This window comes from Polyangium sp. y55x31, assembly GCF_029946505.1.
In the GTDB taxonomy this organism is placed as follows: domain Bacteria; phylum Myxococcota_A; class Polyangia; order Polyangiales; family Polyangiaceae; genus Polyangium.
In genome coordinates this window covers 114,822-135,169 of record NZ_JARZHG010000017.1, presented here as the reverse complement: position 1 = coordinate 135,169, position 20,348 = coordinate 114,822, and the positions used below count along the sequence as shown (strand labels likewise).

The window sequence follows — 20,348 nt, the reverse complement described above, 5'->3', positions numbered from 1 at the left end:
CATGCGGACGATGGTCGATCTCATTCAGGAACAGGGAGAGCGGTACGAGGACGAGATCGCATATCGCTTCCTCCCGGACGGCGCGGAGGACGAGGAGGTGTGGACCCATGCGGATCTCCTCACCCGCGCGGGGGGCGTCGCGGCGCGGCTCGGGGAGACGCTACGGCCTAACGACCGCGTGCTCCTCTTCCTGGCCCCCGGCCTCGATTACCTCGCGGCCTTTTATGGATGCATCCTCGCCGGGGTCATCGCCGTGCCGGCATATCCCCCGGATCCGTCGCGCCTCGATCGCACGCTGCCGCGCCTCTCGGCCATCGCGCGGGACGCGGACGTGCACGCGGTGCTGACCACGACCGAGATCGCCTCGTTCAAGAGCCTCATGGGAAGCGTGGCGCCCGAGCTGCACGGTTTGTCATGGATCACCGTCGATGACGCTCCGGGATGCGCGGACGCCGCGTTTCGAGCGCCGCGCCGCCGGCCGGAGGACATCGCATTTTTGCAATATTCCTCCGGCTCGACCGGCGTTCCGAAAGGCGTGATGCTCACGCACGCGAACCTGCTCGCGAACCTCGAGAGCATCCGGCGGACGTTCCGCACGAGCAACGCGACCCACGTGGTGAGCTGGCTGCCGCCTTATCACGATATGGGGCTCATCGGCGGGATTCTGCAGCCTCTGTTCTGCGGGGGGACGGCGACGCTGCTGTCGCCACGCGCATTCCTGCGCAGCCCGCTGCGATGGCTCTCCGCGATCAGCAGATTCGGCGGCACGTTGAGCGGCGGGCCGAACTTCGCGTTCGACCTGTGCGTGCGCAAGATCGGGGAGGAAGACCGCGATCGGCTCGATCTCGGTTCCTGGGAGATCGCGTTCAACGGCGCCGAACCCGTGCGACGCACCACGCTCGATCGCTTCGCATCCCATTTCGAGCGCTCCGGGTTCCGGCGCCAGGCGCTTTTCCCATGTTATGGCCTCGCCGAGGCGACCCTGCTCGTCTCGGGCGGCTTCTTCGCGCCGGAGCCTGCGGAGCCCGCCTTTCGCTTCGCGCCCGTGGACTGCGGCCCGCCGGCGGACGGGACCGAGGTGCGTATCGTCGAGCCGGAGCGCCGCGTCGCGCTCGAAGAGGGGGACGTCGGGGAGATCTGGGTTCGAAGCAAGAGCGTCGGCGCGGGCTACTGGGGCAAGCCGGCGCTCTCGGAGGAGACCTTCCGCGCGAGGCTCGCCGCGAGCCCGGACGGCGCGACGTACCTGCGCACCGGTGACCTCGGCGTGCTGCGCGGCGGCCATCTGCACGTGGCGGGGCGCCGGAAGGATCTGCTCGTCGTCCGCGGCAGGAACGTCCACCCGCAGGACGTCGAGCTGAGCGCGGTCGCCGCGCACCCGTCGCTGCGCCCTGGGGGCGCCGCCGCGTTCGCCCTGGACGACGGCGACGCCGAGCGGGTCGCGCTGGTCCTGGAGACCGACACACGCGCGGGATCGTTCGACGTCGAGGCGCTTGCGTCCGTCGTGCGCGAGGCGGTCGCGAACGATCACGACGTGCACGTCGACACCGTGGCCTTCGTGCCCGCGGGCTCGGTCCCGAAGACTTCGAGCGGCAAGGTTCAGCGGTTCCTGGCCCGCGAGCAGCTCCTCGCCGGCGCGCTTCCGCTCCTCGGCCGGGACGAGCAGGCGCCCCGTGACCTCGCCGCCCCTCCGGCAGCGCTCGACCGGGCCGCCTATGCCGCGCTCCCGCCCGCCGAGCGCGCGGCGTCGTTGCGCCGGCTCGTCACGGGCCTGGTCGCGTCGCTCGCGGGCCTGCCGACCGAGGCGATCGACCCCGACGAACCGCTCGCGCGTTACGGCCTGGACTCGATGGCCACGGCCGAGCTCGCGGCGGCGCTCGATGCGCTCACAGCGGACATGCGGGCCTGCGAGGAGCTGGATCACGCGACCACCGTCGACGCAATCACGCGTGCCCTCGAGACGAGCCTCGCGAGCGCGGAGCCTGCGCGCGTGGCCTCGCCGGCGCCCGGACGGTCGGGGGAGCTTTCCTTCGGGCAGAAGGCGCTCGTCTTTCTGCACCAATGCGCGCCCGAGGATACGACCTACAACGTCGCGGTGGCGGTCCGCGTGCCCGCCTCGATCCCTCCGGACGCGTGGCGCCGCGCGTTCGACACGGTGAGCGCACGGCACGACGCGCTCCATACACGCGTCGAGGTGGACGCGGCCGGTGAGGCCCGGCGGGTCGTCGACGCGACGTTTTCTGCGCCCCTGTGTGTCGTGGCGTCCGCCGGCTCGGGCGACGGGGAGGTGCGCGCGTCGCTCCAGCGCGAGGCCGCCCGGCCGTTCGAGGTCGTCGGCGGTGCGCTCGTCCGCGCGGCCCTGTACGAGCGCGCCGAGGGCGAGCATGTCCTCTTCCTCGCCGCCCACCACATGCTCTGCGATCTGTGGTCGCTCGGCGTGATCCTCGACGAGGTGGTCCGCACGGCGACCGGCGCGGAGCCCCGCTCGACGCCGCGCTCCTACGACGAGTTCGTCGCCTGGCAGCGCGCCTGGATCGAGAGCCCGCGGGGCGAGCAAGCGCTCGACTTCTGGGAGCGTTCGCTCGCGTCCTTCGAGGAGCCCGTCGGCTTCCCGCAAGACACCACGACGGAGGCGCCGCCGCAGTCGGTTGTCGAGACCTACGCCTTCGGAATCGACGGAGCCCTCGGCGCATCTCTCCGCGCCGCGGCCGCCCGGGCGAAGCTCACGCCGTTCGCGCTCCTGCTCAGCGCCTATCAGGTGCTCCTCGCGCGCAGCGCGGACGCGACCGACGTGACCGTCGCGACGCCGGCGCACGGCCGCCCGACGCGCGGTTTTTCGGCCACCGTCGGCTTCTTCGTGAACACGCTCGTCCTGCGGGCCGATCTTTCCGACAACCCTCCCCTCGCCGTCTTCGTGCGCCGGAACGGCGCGACCCTCCGGGATTCTCTGGAGCACGCGCATGCGCCGCTGTCGCTCGTCTTCGAGCGGCTCCGGCGCCGCGGCGGCGACCACGCCCGGGCGCTCGCGTCGACCCTGTTCGTGCTCGAAAAGACGCCGCAAATGGAGGGGCTCGGCGCGGTCGCGCTCGGCGTGCCGGACGCGCAGGTGTCGATTCATGGCCACGTACTGCGGAGCTACGGCCCGCTGCACGCGACGGCCGAGTACGAAGTGGTGCTGAGCGTGGCCGAGCAGGGCGACGCGTATGCCGCCACCTTCCATTTCGACGCCACCCGCTTCGAACGGGCGAGCGTGGCCCGGTGGACCGAGCTCTACCTGCGCATTCTCCGCGCGATCGTGTCCCACGACACGACGCCCGTCTTCGAGGTTTCGCTCGTCGACGGCGTCGCGCCGCCCGCCGGTGGCGAGGGTCGGCCTGCGGCCTATGTCCCGATGCTCCGACGTATCCACGAGGTCGCCCGGAAAAACCCGTCGGCCGTCGCCGGTATCGACGCGCGCTCGCAGCTCACCTACGGCGAGCTCTGCGCGTGGAGCGCCCGCATCGCGGACGACCTGCAGAGCATCGGCCTCGGGCGCGGGGACAGGGTCGTCATCTGCCTTTCCCGCGACGTGGCGTGGCTCGCGGCCTTCTGCGGCATCTGGCGAGCCGGCGGGGTCCCGGTCCCCCTCTCGCTGGAAGACCCGATCGAACGCCTGCGCATGGTCGTCGGGGACGCCGGAGCCCGGGCCGCGGTCGTGGACGCGAAAGGGAACGCCTTCGTGGCCTCGCTTGGCCTGCCGGCGTCGCGCGCCGACGTGCTCCGCGACGGCGAAACGAAGGAGCCGGCCGCGCCCGTGTCGCATCACGAAGGAGAAGCGGCCTACCTGATTTACACGTCCGGCACGACGGGGACGCCCAAGGGCGTCGTCGTCTCGCACGGCGCCCTCGCGGGCCACATCGATGCCATCGCGCGTGCCTGGGCCCTCGAGCCCGAGGACCACATCCTCCAGTTCGGCGCGCCGAGCTTCGACGCGTCGCTCGAGCAGATCTTCGGCGCGCTCGCGACCGGCGCGACGGTCGTGCTGCGGGGCGACGAGCTCTGGGAGCCCGCGGCTTTCCTCGACGCGTGCGCGTCGCACCGGATCACGGTCGCGGACATCCCGACGGCGTACTTTCACCTGCTGACCGAACTCTCGGGCCTCGATTTCACGGCCGCGCCGTCCTTGCGGCTCGTCATCGTCGGCGGGGAGGCGCTCAGCCGGCGAGCGCTCGAACGATGGCAGCGCGCGCGCAGGCCGCCGCGCCTCGTGAACGCGTACGGACCAACCGAGGCGACGATCACGGCCACGTTCCACGATTGCGGCGGCGCGTTTTCCCCGGGCCCGAACGTGCCCATCGGCCGCGCCTTGCCGGGCAAGCCGGTCTGGGTGGTGAATCACCGCGGATCGCCGTGCCCGCCGGGCGTCGTCGGCGAGCTCTGCATCGGCGGCGAGCTCCTGGCCACGGGTTACTGGGGCAAGCCCGCGCTCACCGCGGAGCGATTCGGCCCCCTGCCCGCGCTCGCGGCCTTCACCGAGCGCGTCTATCGGACCGGGGATCGCGCTCGGGTGCGGAACGATGGGCTGATCGAGCTGCGCGGCCGCACCGACGCGCAGGTGAAGATCCGGGGGCACCGCGTCGAGCTCTCCGAGGTCGAGCGGACGATCGAGCAGCATCCGTGGGTCGTACAGGCCGCCGTGACGCTGGAAGACGGGCCCTCGGGTCCGGCGCTCGTCGGGTTCGTGGTCCTCGGCGCGGGCGCCGCGGACGCGCGCGAGGACGCGTCGGAGGCGCTGCGATCGTTCGTGAGCGCGCGCCTCCCGTCCGCGATGGTGCCCGGGGCGTTCGTGCGCCTGGAGGCCATCCCGCGGAACAGCTCGGGCAAACTCGATCGGGGCCGCCTCGCGCGCCTCCCCGTTCGACGAGAGGCGCGCGTCGAGCGGGATCTCGACGTCATCGAGCAGATCGTGGCGTCGCTCTGGGCGCCCTCGCTGACGACGCCGAACCTCGACCGCGGGTCGGATTTTTTCGCGCTCGGCGGGCACTCGCTCCTCGCGGCCCGGCTCGCCGCGCGACTCTCGCGCATCTTCCGCGTGGAGGTGCGGCTCTCCCGGCTGCTCGCGGCGCCGACGCTCTCCGGCTGGGCCGAGGCCGTGCGGAGCGCGAACCCGAGCCCGGAACGCCTCGAAGCGGTCGCCGCCACGCTGCGGCACGTCGCCGCGAAGACCGCGGCCGAGGACCCCCCGAACGCAGGACGGAGGTAAGCAGTCATGTCGAGCGCAAAGTTACTCGCGCAGGAAGACGTCGAGCTCCTGGAGCGCCTCCTCGACGAGGCCGATCCGGAAGCCGATCCGCCGCGCACGATGCGGCGTCCGCAAGCGAATCGCGGCGCGTTGTCGCCGGCCCAGGAGCGGATTCTGTTCCTCGAACAGCTCTCGCCGGGCACCGCCACGTTCCACGTGACGGACGTGCGTGTCGTCCGAGGGCACCTCGACGTGCCCTTGTTCCAGGAGGCCGTCCGGCGGGTCGCCGACCGCCACGAGGTGCTCCGGACCGCGTTCCTGGAGGTCGACGGACGCGCGGCGGCCAGGGTCCTGCCCACGTTCCGCGGGAGCTTCGTCGAGGTCGAGCTGCCCCGGTCCGGGAGCGACCTGCACGGCGAGGCCGCGCGGGCGTTCGTTCGAGCAGCGCTTCGGAAGCCGCTCGTGATCGCCGAGGGGGAGACCACGCGGATCTCCTTCGCGCGGGCGGGTGACGACGCGTGGATCGTCGCGGTCGTGATGCACCACCTGGTGAGCGACGGCGCCTCGATCCCCATCTTCTGGCGCGACGCGCTCACCCTCTACGACGGTCTGCGGCGCGGCGTATCGCCCGCGCTCGCGCCGCTCCCGATGCAATACGCGGACTACACGACCGATGTCCTCGAGGAGGCGCGGTCCGAGGACAGGGCGATGGACGAGGCGTACTGGCGACAAACGCTGGCGGCGCCGCTCCCGACGCTCGTCTGGCCGGGATCGAAAGCTCGCGCGTCCACGCCCACGCGCGCCGGGCGCACCCTCGACGTCACGCTGGGAGGCGAGCTCTGGCAAGCCGTCAAAGCCGCGGCGGCGCGGGAGCGGGTGACGCCTTTCGTCTTCCTGCTCGCGAGTTTCGTGGCCACCCTCGGGCGCCACTGCCGCGCGGACGACGTCATCGTCAGCACGCCGTCGTCGAGCCGGTCGCACCCCGATCTCTTCGATCTGATCGGCTGCTTCGTGAACACGCTCGTGCTCCGGGTGCGCGCGGGGCGGGCCGGATCGCTCCGCGCCCTCGTCGACGAAGCGCGCCGCGTGGTCGTCGACGCGTTCGAGCACGGCCGCGTCCCCTTCGAGCGTATCGTCGAGATCGTCCGTCCGGAGCGCGACCTGAGCCGCCCGATCCTGCGCCAGGTCGCCTTCGCGATGCAGGACGGCGGCGAGCTCGAAGCGAGCTCGGGCGAGCTATCGATCCGCCCGTGGCTCGGCGAGGCGGACACGGGCGCGGCGCGCCTCGACCTCGCCGTGTTCGCGATCGAGCTCGACGGAGAGCTGCGCACGTTCTGGGAGCTCGATACCGGCGTGCTCGACGAGGCCCTGGTCCAGCGGCTCGCGCGGGACTTCGTCCGGACCCTCGAGCGCGCGTGTGTCGAGCCGGAGGCGCCCTGGCGCGCGGCGCCCGAGGTGGCCGGAGACGGCCTCACCGAGGCGCAACGGCTCTTCTGGTTCGCGCACGAGCTGCGTGAGGGAGCCGAGCGTTATTTCGAGCGCGTCTCCGCCACGGTCGAGATCGACGGCCGCGTCGCTCCCGAGCGGCTGGCCCTGGCCTTCGAGCGCGCCGTCGCGGAGAGCGACGCGCTTCGGAGCGTCATCGAGCGGAGCGAACACGCTCCACACCGGCGCGTGCTCCCGCCCGGGGCCGTCGAGGTTCCCATCGTCGATTGCGCGTCGGAGCCCGATCCGGTCGAGGCTGCGCAGCGCTTCCTCGCGCGGGCCCGCAAGGAGCCCCACGACCTCGGGCGCGCGGCGTTCCGTACCGCCCTTCTCGCGATCGGCGAGGCGCGGTGGATCTGGTACGTCGACATCCACCACATCTTCGCGGATCTCTGGTCGCTGCGGGCGCTCGTCGCGCGGGTGGAGCAGCTCTACACGGCGCCCGGATCGCCGCCGCCTGCGAGCTACGCGCGCCCGTTCGCCGACCGGATCGAGGTCGAGCGTGCCTACCAGGCGTCCGACGATCATGCGCGCGACGAGCGTTACTGGTCCGACAAGCTCGCCCGCGAGGTCGTCCTGCCCCGCTTTTACCGGCAGAGCAGCGCGCCCACGACGACGCGCACGCGACGCACACGTGTACACCTCGGACGCGAGCGCTCCGAGCGCGTTCGGCGCGCGACCTCGGAGATGGGGCTGTTCTCGCCCGCCATCACGATCAAGACCGCGCTCTTCGCCTACCTCTACCGGGCCACCGGCGAGCGCCGGCTCCGCGTGGGCGAACCCTTCAGCGACCGCCCCGAGGGCTTCGAGCAGACCGTCGGCCTCTTCACCCACGTGTGTCCGCTCGAAGTGGAGGTCTTCGATCACGACACCTTCGCCGACCTCGCCACGAAGGTGCGCGCCGAGACGCTGGAGGTCCTGCGCCACCGCCGATTCCCCGTGCGGAGGTCGGGCGCGGCGCCGGCCTACGACGTGTACTTCAACTACCAGAACGCCACGTTCCCACGCTTCGCCGGGCACCCGGCGCGCGTCGAGGTGCACCACAACGGGCACGCGAACGAGGCGCTCACGGTCCAGTTGCAGGACTTCGTCGGGACCGGGGACCTCGTGCTCGACATCGACGCCGCCGTCGATGCGTTCGACGACGCGCAGCGCGAGCGGACGGCGCAGCATTTGATCCACCTGCTCGACGCGATGCTCGCCACGCCGGGGGCGCGCGTCGCGCAGGCGCCCATGCTCTCTCGCGACGAGGTCGATCTCGTGCTCCGGCGCTGGAACGCGACGGACACGGACCTCGGTCCGGAGACCACGCTCGCGTCTCTGATTCACGAACAGGTGATGCAGTCGCCGGACGCGATTGCGCTGCAGTTCGAGGACGTGACGCTCACCTACGCAGAGCTGTGGAATCGCGCCGCGCGGCTCGCGTGCCGGCTCCGACGCGAGGGCGTCGGGCGGGACGCCGTGGTGGGCGTCTTCCTGGAGCGATCGATGGAGCTCGTGCTCGCGCTCGTCGGCATCCTGGCCGCGGGAGGCGCGTACCTGCCGCTCGAACCGAGTTACCCGCCGACGCGCATCCAGCACATGGTGGAGGACGCAGGGGCCCGCGTCATCGTCACGCAGGCCGCACTCTGCTCGCGTATCCCACGCACCGATGCGCGGGTCGTCGTCGTCGACGCCGACGCGCCCGCGACGCCCGAACACGCGGTCGACACGCCCGCGCTCGACGCGGATCCGTCGAGCCTCGCGTACGTCATCTTCACGTCGGGCTCCACGGGGCGCCCGAAGGGCGTCGCCGTCGAGCACCGCGGCATCGTGAATCGGCTGCGCTGGATGCAGCAGGCGTATCACCTGGAGCCCTCGGATCGGGTCGCGCAAAAGACGCCGTTCAGCTTCGATGTCTCGGTCTGGGAGCTGTTCTGGCCGCTGATGACGGGCGCCCGGATGGTCGTGGCGCGCCCGGAAGGACACCGCGACCCGGCGTACCTCGCCGAGCTCTTCCGCACCGCAGGCGTCACGACGGCGCACTTCGTTCCCTCGATGCTCGAGGCCTTCCTCGACGTGGGCTCCTCGACGGCTTGTCCTCGGCTGCGGCACGTGTTCGCGAGCGGCGAGGCGCTCGGCGCCGAGCTCGTTCGGCGCTTCTTCCAGCGATTCTCGTGCCCGCTCCACAACCTGTACGGGCCCACGGAGGCGTCCGTCGACGTGACCGCGTGGCCCTGCGCCCCTGAAGACGCGGCGAACGTCGTGCCCATCGGGCACCCCATCGCGAACATGCGCGTGTACGTGCTCGACCGAAACCACGAGCCCGTCGCGCCCGGCCTCGTGGGCGAGCTGTACCTCGCCGGCGTGGGGCTCGCCCGCGGCTACCTCGGCCGCCCGGAGCTCACGGCCGAGCGCTTCCTCGAGCATCGTTTCGCCGAGGGGACGGTCGAGCGGATCTATCGAACCTCCGACCTCGGCCGCCATCGCCCCGACGGGAGCATCGAGTATCTCGGTCGAACCGATGGCCAGGTGAAGCTCCGTGGCTACCGGATCGAGCTCGGCGAGATCGAGGCCAGGCTCGCAGCACAACCCGGCGTCCACGCGGCGTCCGTGCTGCTCCGCGAAGATCGCCCGGGGGATCGCAGGCTCGTCGCCTACGTCGCCGTCGAAGAAGGCGCGCGCCTCGAAGCGGACGCGCTGCGCGAGGCCCTCCACGCCGAGCTGCCGGACTACATGGTCCCGGCCGCGTGGGTCTTCTTGCGCGCGTTGCCCGTGACGTCGAACGGGAAGCTCGACAGGGCGGCGCTTCCGCCGCCGGACGCGGGCGCGACGCTCGCCGCGCTGGTCGAGCCGCGCACCGAGCTCGAGCGGCTCGTCGCGCGGATCTGGGGCGAGGTGCTCGGCGTCGAGCGCGTGGGCGTCCATCACAGCTTCTTCGACCTGGGAGGGCACTCGCTCCTCGCAACGCGCGTCGTCGCGAGGCTGGAGAAGGAGCTGCCGGTGCGTGTGCCGCTCGCGCTGATCTTCCAGGTGCCCACGCTCGAGGCGTTCGCGTCGGCGCTCGCCGAGCACCTCGACGCCGTGCCCGGCGACGGAGACCTGGAGCGGCTGCTCGAGGCGATCGAGCAGCTCGACGACGATGCAGTGAGCGCGCTGAGGGAGGATGACCATGAATGACAAGCTCCTCGAACGAATCTCGGCCCTCGACCCGGCGCGCCGCAGGGCGCTGCTCGGGCTCCTGAGAGGCCGTTCGGACGTGGCCTCTCCGCAAGAGAGGCCACAGGCACGTGGTGCGCGGCGCGCGCCCGTGTCCTTCGCGCAAGGGCGGCTGCTCTTCGCGAACGAGCTCGAACCGCGCTCGCCCCGCTACAACGTGCCCGAGTGCCTGCGCGTGCGCGGGGCGCTCGACGTCGAGGCGTTGCGACGCGCGCTCGACGTGATCGTCGGGCGACACGAGATCCTTCGCACGCGGTTCGTCCGTGACGCCGAGGGCTTCGTGCAGTGCATCGAGCCTCCCTTCCGGGTCGCCGTCACGCTCGAGGATTTCTCCTCGGTCGCGCCCGAAGGCCGCGAGCAGGCCGTCCGGCAGTGGCTCGAAGAGCAGTCCGCGCAGGCCTCGACGCTGGACGAGCTACCGCTCTTCCGCGTGCTCCTCGCACGGATCGCGCGGGACGATCACGTGCTCCTCCTGCTCTTCCACCACGTCGTCTACGACGGATGGTCCCGAGGCATCCTTCTCCGCGAGCTGATCGAGGCCTACGAGGAAACGCGCCGGGGCGGCACGCCGGTGGACACGCCGCACGCGGCGCAGTACGCGGATTACGCGATCGGGCAGCGCAGCCCCGGTGTTGCGGCGGCGTACGAGGCGCTGCTCGAGCGGTGGGTCGCTGCGCTCGAAGGATGCCCTCTCACGTCGTCGCTCCCGGTCGCCTCGACCTCGCGCGCCCACCAGCGCACCTGGCGGGCCGCGGAGACGAGCATCAAGCTCGCGCCCGACACGTCGCGCAGGCTCGCGAAGCTCCTCGGAGCCGAGCAGTGTACCCCGTTCATGGGCGCGCTCGCGCTCACCGCGGCCGGCCTCGCGCGTTTCCTCCGGCAGGACGACCTGGTGCTCGGCGCTCCTTTCGCGAACCGCGAGCGCTCCGATCTCCAGGGGGTGATCGGCTTCTTCGTGAACGTCCTGCCCGTCCGGCTCACGGTCGACGGCGACGGCACGTTCCGCGACCTCTTGCGCCGAACACGCGCGCGTATCCTCGAAGCCTCCGCGATGGCGGAGGTGCCTTTCGAGGCCATCGTCGAGCGGGTGCGCCCGCCGCGCCTCCCCGGATGCAACCCGATCTTCCAGGTCTCCGTGAGCGCGGGCGACGATCTCGACGACCTGCCGAGGCTCGGCGACGCGACGCTCGAGCCCTTCGAGTGCGCGTGGCCCAACGCGATCTTCGATCTGAGCGTCTTTCTCGAACGCAAAGGCGGCGACCTCGGCGCCCGGTTCGTCTACGCGCGTGATCGGATCGGCGAGCGGCTCGCCCTCGCGTTCGCGTCGGCGTGGGCGTGCCTGGCGAGCGGCGCATGCATGCAACCCGACGTGCCGCTCTCGCGCCTCTCCACCGTCGGGCCGGAGGAGCGTGCAGAGCTCGTCGCGCGTGGCAGGGGCAGCCCCGTCATCCTCGACGAACGGCCGCTCACGCGCGTCATCGAGGACATCGCGGCTGCCACCCCGGAGCGCGTGGCGCTCACGGACGGCGACATCCAGATGACCTACGGCGAGCTCGTGGCGCGCGCCTCCGCTCTCGGGGGCGAGCTCGCGGCCCAGGGCGTCGGCCGCGGCGATCACGTCGGCGTTTGTGTGCCCCGATCGGCCGCCCTGGTCATCGGGATGCTTGGGGCCTGGTACGCAGGGGCCGCCTACGTTCCGCTCGATCCGGCGCACCCCGACGAGCGGATCGGCTTCGTGCTCCGTGATGCCGGCGTGCGCGTGGTCGTCACGAGCGAGGAGCTGTCCTCGCGCTTCGCCCCCTTCGGCGTGCGGCCCGTCGTGGGCTCCGGCTCCACGGAGCGCGGCGCCATCCCGAAAGGCCTCTCCAGTCGCGATCGCGCGTACGTCATCTACACGTCCGGCACCACGGGAAACCCGAAGGGCGTCGCGATCAGCCACGGCAACGTGCAGGCGCTGTATGCGGGCGCGCGGCAGAGCTTCGACTTCCGCGAAGACGATGTCTGGACGCTCTTCCACTCGCACGCGTTCGACTTCTCGGTCTGGGAGATGTGCGGCGCGCTGCTCCACGGCGGGCGCCTGGTCATCGTCCCGGAGGCCACGGCACGCTCGGCGGGGGCCTACCTCGAGCTCATCGCGTCCGAGCGTGTGACCGTCGTGAACCAGACGCCCACGGCGTTTCGGGCGCTCGTCGACGCGGATCTGCGCCGGCCGGAGAGCGGGCTCTCGTCCGTGCGGTGCATCATGCTCGGCGGCGAGGCTATCGACCTGCGCGTGCTCCGGGCATGGTCGTCGGCTCGGCCGAACGCGCGGACGCGGTTCATGACCCTCTACGGCCCGACGGAGGCCACCGTGCTCGTCACGATGGGCGAGATCGAGCACGAGCGTGATTCCGAGGGCGGCGCGCCGCTCGGGCGCCCGATCGGAGGGGCCGGCGTCCATCTGCTGGATGCGTACGGCGAGCCGGTCCCCGACGGGGCCGTGGGCGAGATCTGCCTCGGCGGACCCGGCGTCGCGAGCGGATATCTCCACCGCCCCGACCTCGACGCCGCCCGATTCTCGTACGCGCGGCTGGGCGGCGCGGCGCCCGAGCGCCTCTATCGCACGGGAGATCTCGCGCGCTTCGATGATCGGGGCGAGCTCGAGTACCTCGGCCGCCTCGACGATCAGGTGAAGATCCGCGGCTACCGCATCGAGCTCGGTGAGGTCGAGGCCGCGATGGAGTCGCTGCCGTTCGTCCGGCAGGCGTGTGTCGTCGTCGATCGCCGGAGCGCCGGCGGCGCCCGCCTCGTCGCGTTCGTCTGCGTCGCGGGCGCGGCCGATCTCGGCGCGCCCGAGGACGTGGGGGCTCGCTTCATGGCCGAGCTTCGACAGCGGCTCCCATCGGCGATGGTGCCTGCGGCCTTCGCGCTCGTGGACGAGCTGCCGCGGAATACGAGCGGCAAGGTCGACCGCAGCGCGCTCCAGGCGCGCGCGCCGACGGTCCGCGCCTCGGGGCGGGATTGCACCGGGCCGCGCACGGAGACGGAGCGCCGGATGCTCGCCATCTGGAGAGGGGTGCTCGGCGTCGACTCGCTCGGCGTCCGTGATGACTTTTTCGATCTGGGCGGGCATTCCCTGCTCGCCGTGACGTTGATGCACCGCCTGCGGGAGGAGCTCGGCGTGACGCTGCCGGTGAGCGCCCTGTTCGAGGCCCCGTGCATCGAAGCGCTGGCGCTCCGCGTGGAGTGCGCAGGCCACGAGCCGAGCCAGGGCGGCCCGCTCGTCCTGCTTCATCGCGGGAGCGCGACACCGCAGCTCTTCCTGCTGCACCCTTCGGGCGGGCGCGCCGCGGCCTACGCGGAGCTCGTCCGCGAGGCGCGGCCGGCGATGAGGGTCTACGGCGTCGAGTCGCGGGCATGCACCACCGGCGAGCGGGAGCTCGAGGCGATGCAAGACATGGCGCGGGCCTACGCGGCGGCCATCACCGCGCGCGCGGCGGGCGGCGGGCCGATCCTCCTCGGGGGGTGGTCCTTCGGCGGCGTGCTGTCGACCCTCGTGGCGGACGAGCTCGGGCGGGCCGCCGTTCCGGTGCGACATCTCTTCCTCTTCGATGCCCTCACGCTGCCGGCCGGCGTGACCTACACGCCGAGCGCCCTGGACGAGCTCGCTTCGCTCTGCGGAGCGTCCCTCACGCACGACCTCCTCGAACACGCGCCTCGCCTGGAGCGCGACCTCGCGGAGGCGCTGCGAGGTGTGCCCGCGCCCGAGCGGCGGGCGCGGATGCTCGGCTGGGCGCGGGCCCGCCGGCTGCTCGTGACCTCGCTGCCCGACGACGTGCTTCTGCGCGAGATGGACCTCGTCGACCACCACGCGCGGCTCCTCGTCGGCGTCAGCCCGCCGCGCATCGACGTGCCGATCACCGTGTTCTGGGCGGGCGAACGGCGCCCAGGCGCCGTGCCGCGGACGGCGTGGAGCGAGGTGACGACCGGTCCGGTCGAGGAGGTCGTCGTCGCCGGCAACCACTTCTCGATGCTGCGCGAGCCTCACGTCGGGCCCCTCGCGCGTGAACTCGCGCGGCGCCTGGACGCCGCGACCTCCCCTGCCCTCGCCTCCAGATTGTGAGATCCATCATGGAACGGACCGCCTCCGCCTCCGTACGTGTCTCCTCGTCGCGCTCCTTCTGGCTCCTCTGGAGCGGACAGTGCGCCTCGCTCATCGGCTCCGGGCTCACGACGTTCAGCGTCGGCGTGCACATCTTCCAGGCGACCCGCTCGATCACGCGGTTCGCGCTCGTCGCGCTCGCGGGCGCGCTCCCCGGTGTGCTCGCCTCGCCGCTGCTCGGCGTCCTCGTCGACCGACACAACCGGCGCAGCACGATGATGCTCGCGGACGCGCTGGGGGGCGCCGCGACCGCGGTCCTCTTCGTGGGCGCCGCCACCGGGCGGCTCACGCCTTCGTTCGCGTACACGTGCACCGCGATTCTGTCCGTCTGCGCGAGCTTGCAGTGGGCGGCGTATGGCGCGGCCGTGACCCAGCTCATCCCGCAGGACCGGCTCTCGCGCGCGAACGGCGCGGTCCAGGCCGGCGAGGCGATCGCGCAGATCGTCGCGCCGGTGCTCGCCGGCGCCCTCCTGCCGCTGGCCGGGCTGCGCGTGATCCTCCTCGTCGATCTGGTCTCGTACATGCTCGCCATTGCGACGGCGGCGGCGGCCTGGGTGCCGGATCTTCCCTTGGCGTCGCGAAGTCGCGGCGCGAGCGACGTACGGCGGGAGGTCGCCTCCGCCCTGCGTTACCTCCGGGTTCGACCGGGGCTCCTTTCGCTCATGGCCCTGCTCGCGGCGAACAACTTCGTGCTCGGCGTGCTCCAGCCCTTGCTCACGCCGCTCGTCCTCGGCTTCGCCTCGCCGCGCGCGCTCGGGACGACGCTCACGCTCTCGGCGCTCGGCATGCTGGCCGGTGGGATCGCCGTCGCGGCCTGGGGTGGCTCCCGCCGCCCGATCGACGGCATTCTCCTTTTCACCGCGATCGGCGGCGTGGGTATCTTTGCGGGCGCGCTCCGGCCCGCCGTGGCCTGGATCGCGATGGGCGGGTTCGTCCTGATGTTCTCGGCGGCCATCGTCGTGGCTTCGAGCCAGACGGTGTGGCAGCGTCAGGTTTCGCCCGCGATGCAGGGGCGCGTCTTTGCGCTCCGGCGGGCCATCGCGTTGCTCTCCTGGCCGCTCGGCGCCCTGTTCGCCGGGCCTGTCGCCGAATTCCTGTTCGAGCCGTGGCTCCAGCCGGGCGGCGCGCTGGCGGGCTCGCTCGGGCGCGTGATCTCGGTCGGGCCGGGGCGCGGGGTCGCCGCGCTTTACCTCCTGCTCGGCTGCGTCCTCGTGCTCATTGCGGTGGTGGGTTCTCTCTCCCGCCCGCTACGCCGCCTCGACGGCGAGGCGCCGGCGGAGCCGCCCGATCTCACGAGCGGAGCGTGATCCCTTCGCGCGCGAACACGCGCTGGACCGTGTCGCGCGCGAGCATGCGCTCGGCATGCGCCGACCAGGCGGGGTAACGCTCCATCGGCAAACCGATGCGGTTTCCCCATCGATAAAAGACGAGCGTGTACGGGTCGCACAGGGAGAACGCGTCGCCGAGCACGTATTCGGTCTTCGCCAGCCGGGCCTCGATCATCTCGAAAAACGTCTCGACTGCCGCGCGCCCGGCCTTCTCGACGCTGGGGTGGGCGCTCGTGTCCTGCGTGAACCGCGCGGGCCGCCAGATCTGCGCGAATGCGATGTGCACGCTGCTGGCCAGGAAAGAGCACCACGCATACGATTGCCCGCGCGCCCAGCTCCCGACCTCCGGGGCGAGGCGCCGCTCGGGGAACGCGTCGGCGAGCCAATGGAGGATCGCGCCGACCTCCGTGAGAATGGCATCACCGACGGCGAGCGCCGGGACCCGCTGGAGCGGGTGAATCGCGCGGTATTCGGGCCGCAGATTTTCCCCGTCGCGAACCGAGACGCAAACGAGCTCGAACGGAGCGCCGATCTCTTCGAGCACGACATGCGCAGCGAGCGAGCACGCCCCGGGGGAATAGTAGAGCTTGAGCGAGGAGGGTGCCATGAAGCGCGAGCGTAGCACTCCGGCCTCCGGTGGGCCGCGCGGCGCCCTCCTGTGTTCGTCCGGGCCGCTCCACGCGCGCCCACGGCGGCACATATTGTGGTTCCCAGCGTCCGTCCTAGCTTTGGACAACACACGCTTGGCGAGGGCGCCGGGCCGAGTCGGCGATTCCAGGGGGGCGGTCGAGATGGGCGGCACGCACGGACGGCAGACCGCGGTCAACGCGGCGCTCGCAGGGCGTTACGAGCTCCTCGAGGTGCTGGGCGAGGGCGCATTCTCCACGGTCTACAAGGCGCGGCAATTGACCACCAACCAGGCGGTCGCCGTCAAGGTGCTGCGAATCGCCGACGACCGTGGCGCGAAGTCCCTGAACGACAAGAGAATCGCGCGCTTCCACCGCGAAGTGCAGATCTGCGCGCAGATGCACCACCCCAACATCGTGCATCTGCTCGATTCGGGACGGGCCAGCGGAGGGATCGTGTACTCGGTCTTCGAGCTCGTGCCCGGGAAGGACCTCGCGAAGGTGCTCGCGGAGGAGGGCCGCCTGAACCCGCTCGAAGCGCAGCACTTCATGCTCCAGGTCCTCGACGCCCTCGCATGCGCGCACGCGAGCGGCGTGGTGCACCGGGACCTCAAGCCCGCGAACCTCCTCGTGACCACCACCGGCGCGCGGCGAAACGTGCTCGTGCTCGACTTCGGCGTCGGGGCGCTCGTGGAGGAGGCGTGCCGAGGCCGGAGCCGGATCACGGTGACCCACGAGTCGCTCGGGACACCCGCCTATGCGGCGCCCGAGCAGCTCCGTGGGCTGCCCTTGACCCGCCGATCGGATCTGTACGCGTGGGGGCTCATCTTCCTCGAGTGCCTCACCGGCGAGCGGGCGGTCGACGGCGCGACCGCCGCCGAGGTGATGGCCGCGCAGCTCTCGCCCGAGCCCGTTCCCATCCCCGCGAGGCTCGCCGACCACCCCCTCGGGCGCATGCTGCGACGCGTGACCCAGAAAGATCCCGCCGCGCGTGCAGTCACGGCGGAGAAGCTCCTGCGCGAGCTCGAGGCCCTCGACCTCGGCGATCTCGCACCGAGCACCTGGACGGCGCGACCCGTGCCGGCGACCCTGGAAGGGGCCCCGCGCCTCGGCGGCGACGGCCTGCAGAGCTGCGGTGCGGGGCTCACACGGCTGATCGAGGGCGAACGGCGGCAGATCACGGCCGTGTGTTGCTCGCTCACGGTCGTGAGCTTGAAGCCCGGCGCCGTGGAGCTCGAGGAGCTCGACCAGATCCTCGGCGCCCAGCAGGAGGCGTGCGTCAAGATCACGCGGGAACACGGCGGGCACGTCGCGGGCGCGCTCGGGGGGGCGGTGCTCTTCTATTTCGGCTACCCGGCCGCGCGGGAGGATGACGCCCAGCGAGCCGCGCAGGCGGCCCTCGCCGCGATGGCCGAAGTTCGCCGGAAGAGCACGGCGCTCGAGGCGAGACGCGGGGTGCGAGCCGAGCTCCGGGTCGGCATGCACACGGGCATCGTCGTCGCGCGCGAGCTGCGCGAGCCGGCGAGCACGGGCCCTGGGTATGTCATCGGGGCGACGCCCAAGCTCGCGTGTCGCCTCAGCGCGCTGGCGCAATCCGGGACCATCGCCGTGAGTAGCGATACGTATCGACTGCTCCGCGGCCACTTTGCCTTCGACGAGGGCGGGGAGCACCGCCTCGACGACGCCAGGGTCCCTGTCGAGCTTTACCTCCTCCGGCAGGGGCAGCCGCAGGGCACGTGGGAGGCTCCCCTCGTCGGCCGCACCCGGGAGATCGAGACCCTGCTGGAGCGCTGGAACCGCGTGCGCGACGGCGCGGGGCAGGCCGTCGTCGTGAGCGGTGAGGCGGGCATCGGGAAATCCCGGCTGGTCCACGAGCTCCGGGAGCGTATCCGCGGCGAGGCACATGCATGGCTCGAGTGCCGTTGCACGCCGCACACCACGAACAGCCCCTTTTTCCCGATCATCGACACCTTGATGCGCCTTCTCTGGCCGGGGCGAGACGCGGCAGCCGACGGCGGCGCGGAGCGGCTCGAGGCGCTGCTCGCGAGATATGGCTTCGATCTCGCCGAGGCCATGCCCCTTTTCGCCTCGCTCCTTTCGATTCCGCTGCCCGAGCGGTGGGCGCCGCTCGACGTCTCGCCGCAGAAGTTGCGAGAGCTGACGGGCAACGCCGTCCTTTCGCTGCTGTTCGAGATGGCCGAGCGCGATCCGCTCGTGCTCCTCGTGGAGGACCTGCACTGGGCGGACCCGAGCACGCTCGATCTGCTCGGCCAGCTCACAGGCGAGCTCGCCTCGGCCCGCGTGTACGCCCTCTTTTGCGCGCGCCCCGAGCTCGTGACGCGCTGGTCGCCCTCCGGGGTGCATCATGTCCAGCTCGAGCGTCTCGGTCGACCCGGGGTCGAGCAAATGGCCACGGTGGCGTCCGGGGGGCGTTCGCTGCCGCCCGAGGTGCTCGATCGCATCGCTGCCCGCACCGACGGGGTGCCGCTGTTCGTCGAGGAGCTCGTCCGTATGATGATCGAGTCGGGCACCCTCGTGGAGAAGGCGGGCCGCTACGAGCTCGCCGGCCGGCTCTCGGATCTCAGCATTCCGAGCACGCTGCGAGATCTGCTCACCGCGCGCCTCGACCGGCTCGGCCGGGCCAAGGCGACGGCCCAGGTGGCCGCGGCGATCGGTCGAGAATTCACGCTCGACCTCCTCAGCGCGGTCGACCCCCTCGAGCCGGACGAGCTACGCGAGCACCTCGACCAGCTCGTGGCCTCCGAGCTCATCTCCTGCAAGCGGCGGCTGAAAAACCCCGTTTACCTGTTTAAACACGCGCTGGTCCGGGACGCGGCTTACGAGTCGATGCTGAGGCGATCACGACGGGAGGTGCACGCGCGTATCGCGACGGTGCTGGAGGAAAAGTTCCCCGACATCCCCGAAGCGCGGCCCGAGCTCTTCGCGTATCACCTCGCTGCTGCGGAGCAGAAAACGCGGGCCATTGGATATGCCCAGAGGGCCGTGACGGCGGCGCTGCAGCGATCGGCCAACCGGGAGGCGATCGAGCTCGCCACGGAGGCGCTGGGCTGGCTCCCTGCCATCGAGGACGCACGGGAGCGGGCCGTCGCCGAGCTCGAGCTGAATGGGAGCCTGATGCCTGCGCTGATGGCCGCACGCGGCCACGCGGCCCCGGAGCCCGCATCGGTCGCGCGGCGCTCCCAGGAGATCCTGGACCAGATGGGAGACCATCCGCTCGCGTTCCTCAGCTCGTGGACGCTCTTGCTTTATTACCACAATCTAGGGTACCGCGATCAGCCCATATGGATGGCGCAGCAGCTCCTCGCGGCTGCGGAGCGCAAAAAAGAGCCAGCGCAACAGGCGGCCGCCTTGATCGTGCTCGGGGAATGTCTCTTCCTCGCCGGACGATTGGAGGAGGCTCGAGCCAGCCTGGAGCGCGCCCTGATGCTGTACGACCCCGCGGAGCATCACTCGTATGCCGTGATGCTCGGAACCGACCCCAAGGTCCATGCCCAATCGGTCCTCTGCCTGCTTCTCTGGATGATGGGTTATCCGGAGCGAGCGCTCGCGCAGGGCATGGCCGCCCTCGCGCGGGCTCGGGAGTTGAAACACGCCAATAGCCTCGGCTTCGCGCTGGTGTACGTGGCTGGGCTCCGGCATTATCGACGCGAGCCCGAGCACGTCCGAGAGCTCTCCAGCGAGCTCATCGATGTGGGCGAACGAATGGGCCTCGACCCCTGGAGGATCGTTGGCATCACCCTGGTCGCGTGGGCCGAGCGCGACGTCGAAGCGGCGTCACGCAGCGTCTCGATGTACCACTCCTTCGCGGGGCAGACGGCGCTGCCCTACTGGATCTCGCTCGTCGCGGAGTCCGAGGCCGCGCAGGGGCGGCTCGGAGACGCGATCGCGCGCCTGCGGCAGGACCTGGCGCTCGCGGCGGAGCTGCGCGAGCTCTACTACGTGGCCGAGCTGCATCGGCTCTTGGGCACGTATCTGCTCGCGCAGGGTGAGAGCGCAATGGGCGAGGCGGAGTATCATTTCCGCGAGGCGGTCGATGTCGCCCGCCGGCAGGACGCGCGGATGCCGGAGCTCCGCGCCACGATTTCGCTGTGCCGCATCCTGCGGGCCCGGGGCCGGATCGACGAGGCGCGGAGGATGCTGGAGGGGGTTTTTGGGTGGTTCACGGAGGGCTTCGAGACGCCGGAGCTGAAGGACGCCCAATCGCTCCTCGCGGAGCTCGGCAGCTCGTTCGGGGCCACCAGGGATTGAGCATCGCCCCTTTTTGATTCCTTTCGAGGTGCGAGGCGCGCCTCCCGGTCGCGCTTGACCGGTCGAGAAGCCGTCCAAGGTTC

General features: G+C 71.4%; 6 protein-coding genes. 5 read left to right on the top strand and 1 reads right to left on the bottom strand.

Annotation, left to right across the window (positions count from 1 at the left end):
- The first annotated feature begins 1 nt into the window (after window position 1).
- From QHF84_RS27300 to QHF84_RS27285, 4 genes are read left to right on the top strand one after another with little or no spacing between them, the layout of a single operon-like run.
- Window positions 2–5,239 carry a non-ribosomal peptide synthetase gene (locus QHF84_RS27300; protein WP_281316370.1) on the top strand — a complete coding sequence of 1,746 codons (5,238 nt, stop codon included), beginning with the start codon at window positions 2–4 and terminating at the stop codon, window positions 5,237–5,239.
- Window positions 5,240–5,245: 6 nt separating this feature from the next.
- On the top strand, window positions 5,246–9,862 hold the full coding sequence (locus QHF84_RS27295) for a non-ribosomal peptide synthetase (protein ID WP_281316369.1): 4,617 nt from the start codon (window positions 5,246–5,248) through the stop codon (window positions 9,860–9,862).
- The gene (locus tag QHF84_RS27290; protein WP_281316368.1) at window positions 9,855–14,003 is read left to right on the top strand and encodes an amino acid adenylation domain-containing protein; all 4,149 of its coding nucleotides are present in this window, start codon (window positions 9,855–9,857) and stop codon (window positions 14,001–14,003) included. Before QHF84_RS27295 ends, QHF84_RS27290 begins: the two co-directional genes overlap by 8 nt.
- Before the next feature lie 8 nt (window positions 14,004–14,011).
- On the top strand, window positions 14,012–15,349 hold the full coding sequence (locus QHF84_RS27285) for an MFS transporter (RefSeq protein WP_281316367.1): 1,338 nt from the start codon (window positions 14,012–14,014) through the stop codon (window positions 15,347–15,349).
- On the opposite strand, the gene QHF84_RS27280 is transcribed toward QHF84_RS27285, so the two are convergent.
- On the bottom strand, window positions 15,333–15,977 hold the full coding sequence (locus tag QHF84_RS27280; RefSeq protein WP_281316366.1) for a glutathione S-transferase N-terminal domain-containing protein: 645 nt from the start codon (window positions 15,975–15,977) through the stop codon (window positions 15,333–15,335). The two genes, QHF84_RS27285 and QHF84_RS27280, sit on opposite strands and share 17 nt — an antisense overlap.
- A gap of 184 nt (window positions 15,978–16,161) precedes the next feature.
- On the opposite strand from QHF84_RS27280, the gene QHF84_RS27275 reads away from it, so the two are divergent.
- On the top strand, window positions 16,162–20,265 hold the full coding sequence (locus tag QHF84_RS27275; RefSeq protein ID WP_281316365.1) for a TOMM system kinase/cyclase fusion protein: 4,104 nt from the start codon (window positions 16,162–16,164) through the stop codon (window positions 20,263–20,265).
- Window positions 20,266–20,348 lie beyond the last annotated feature (83 nt).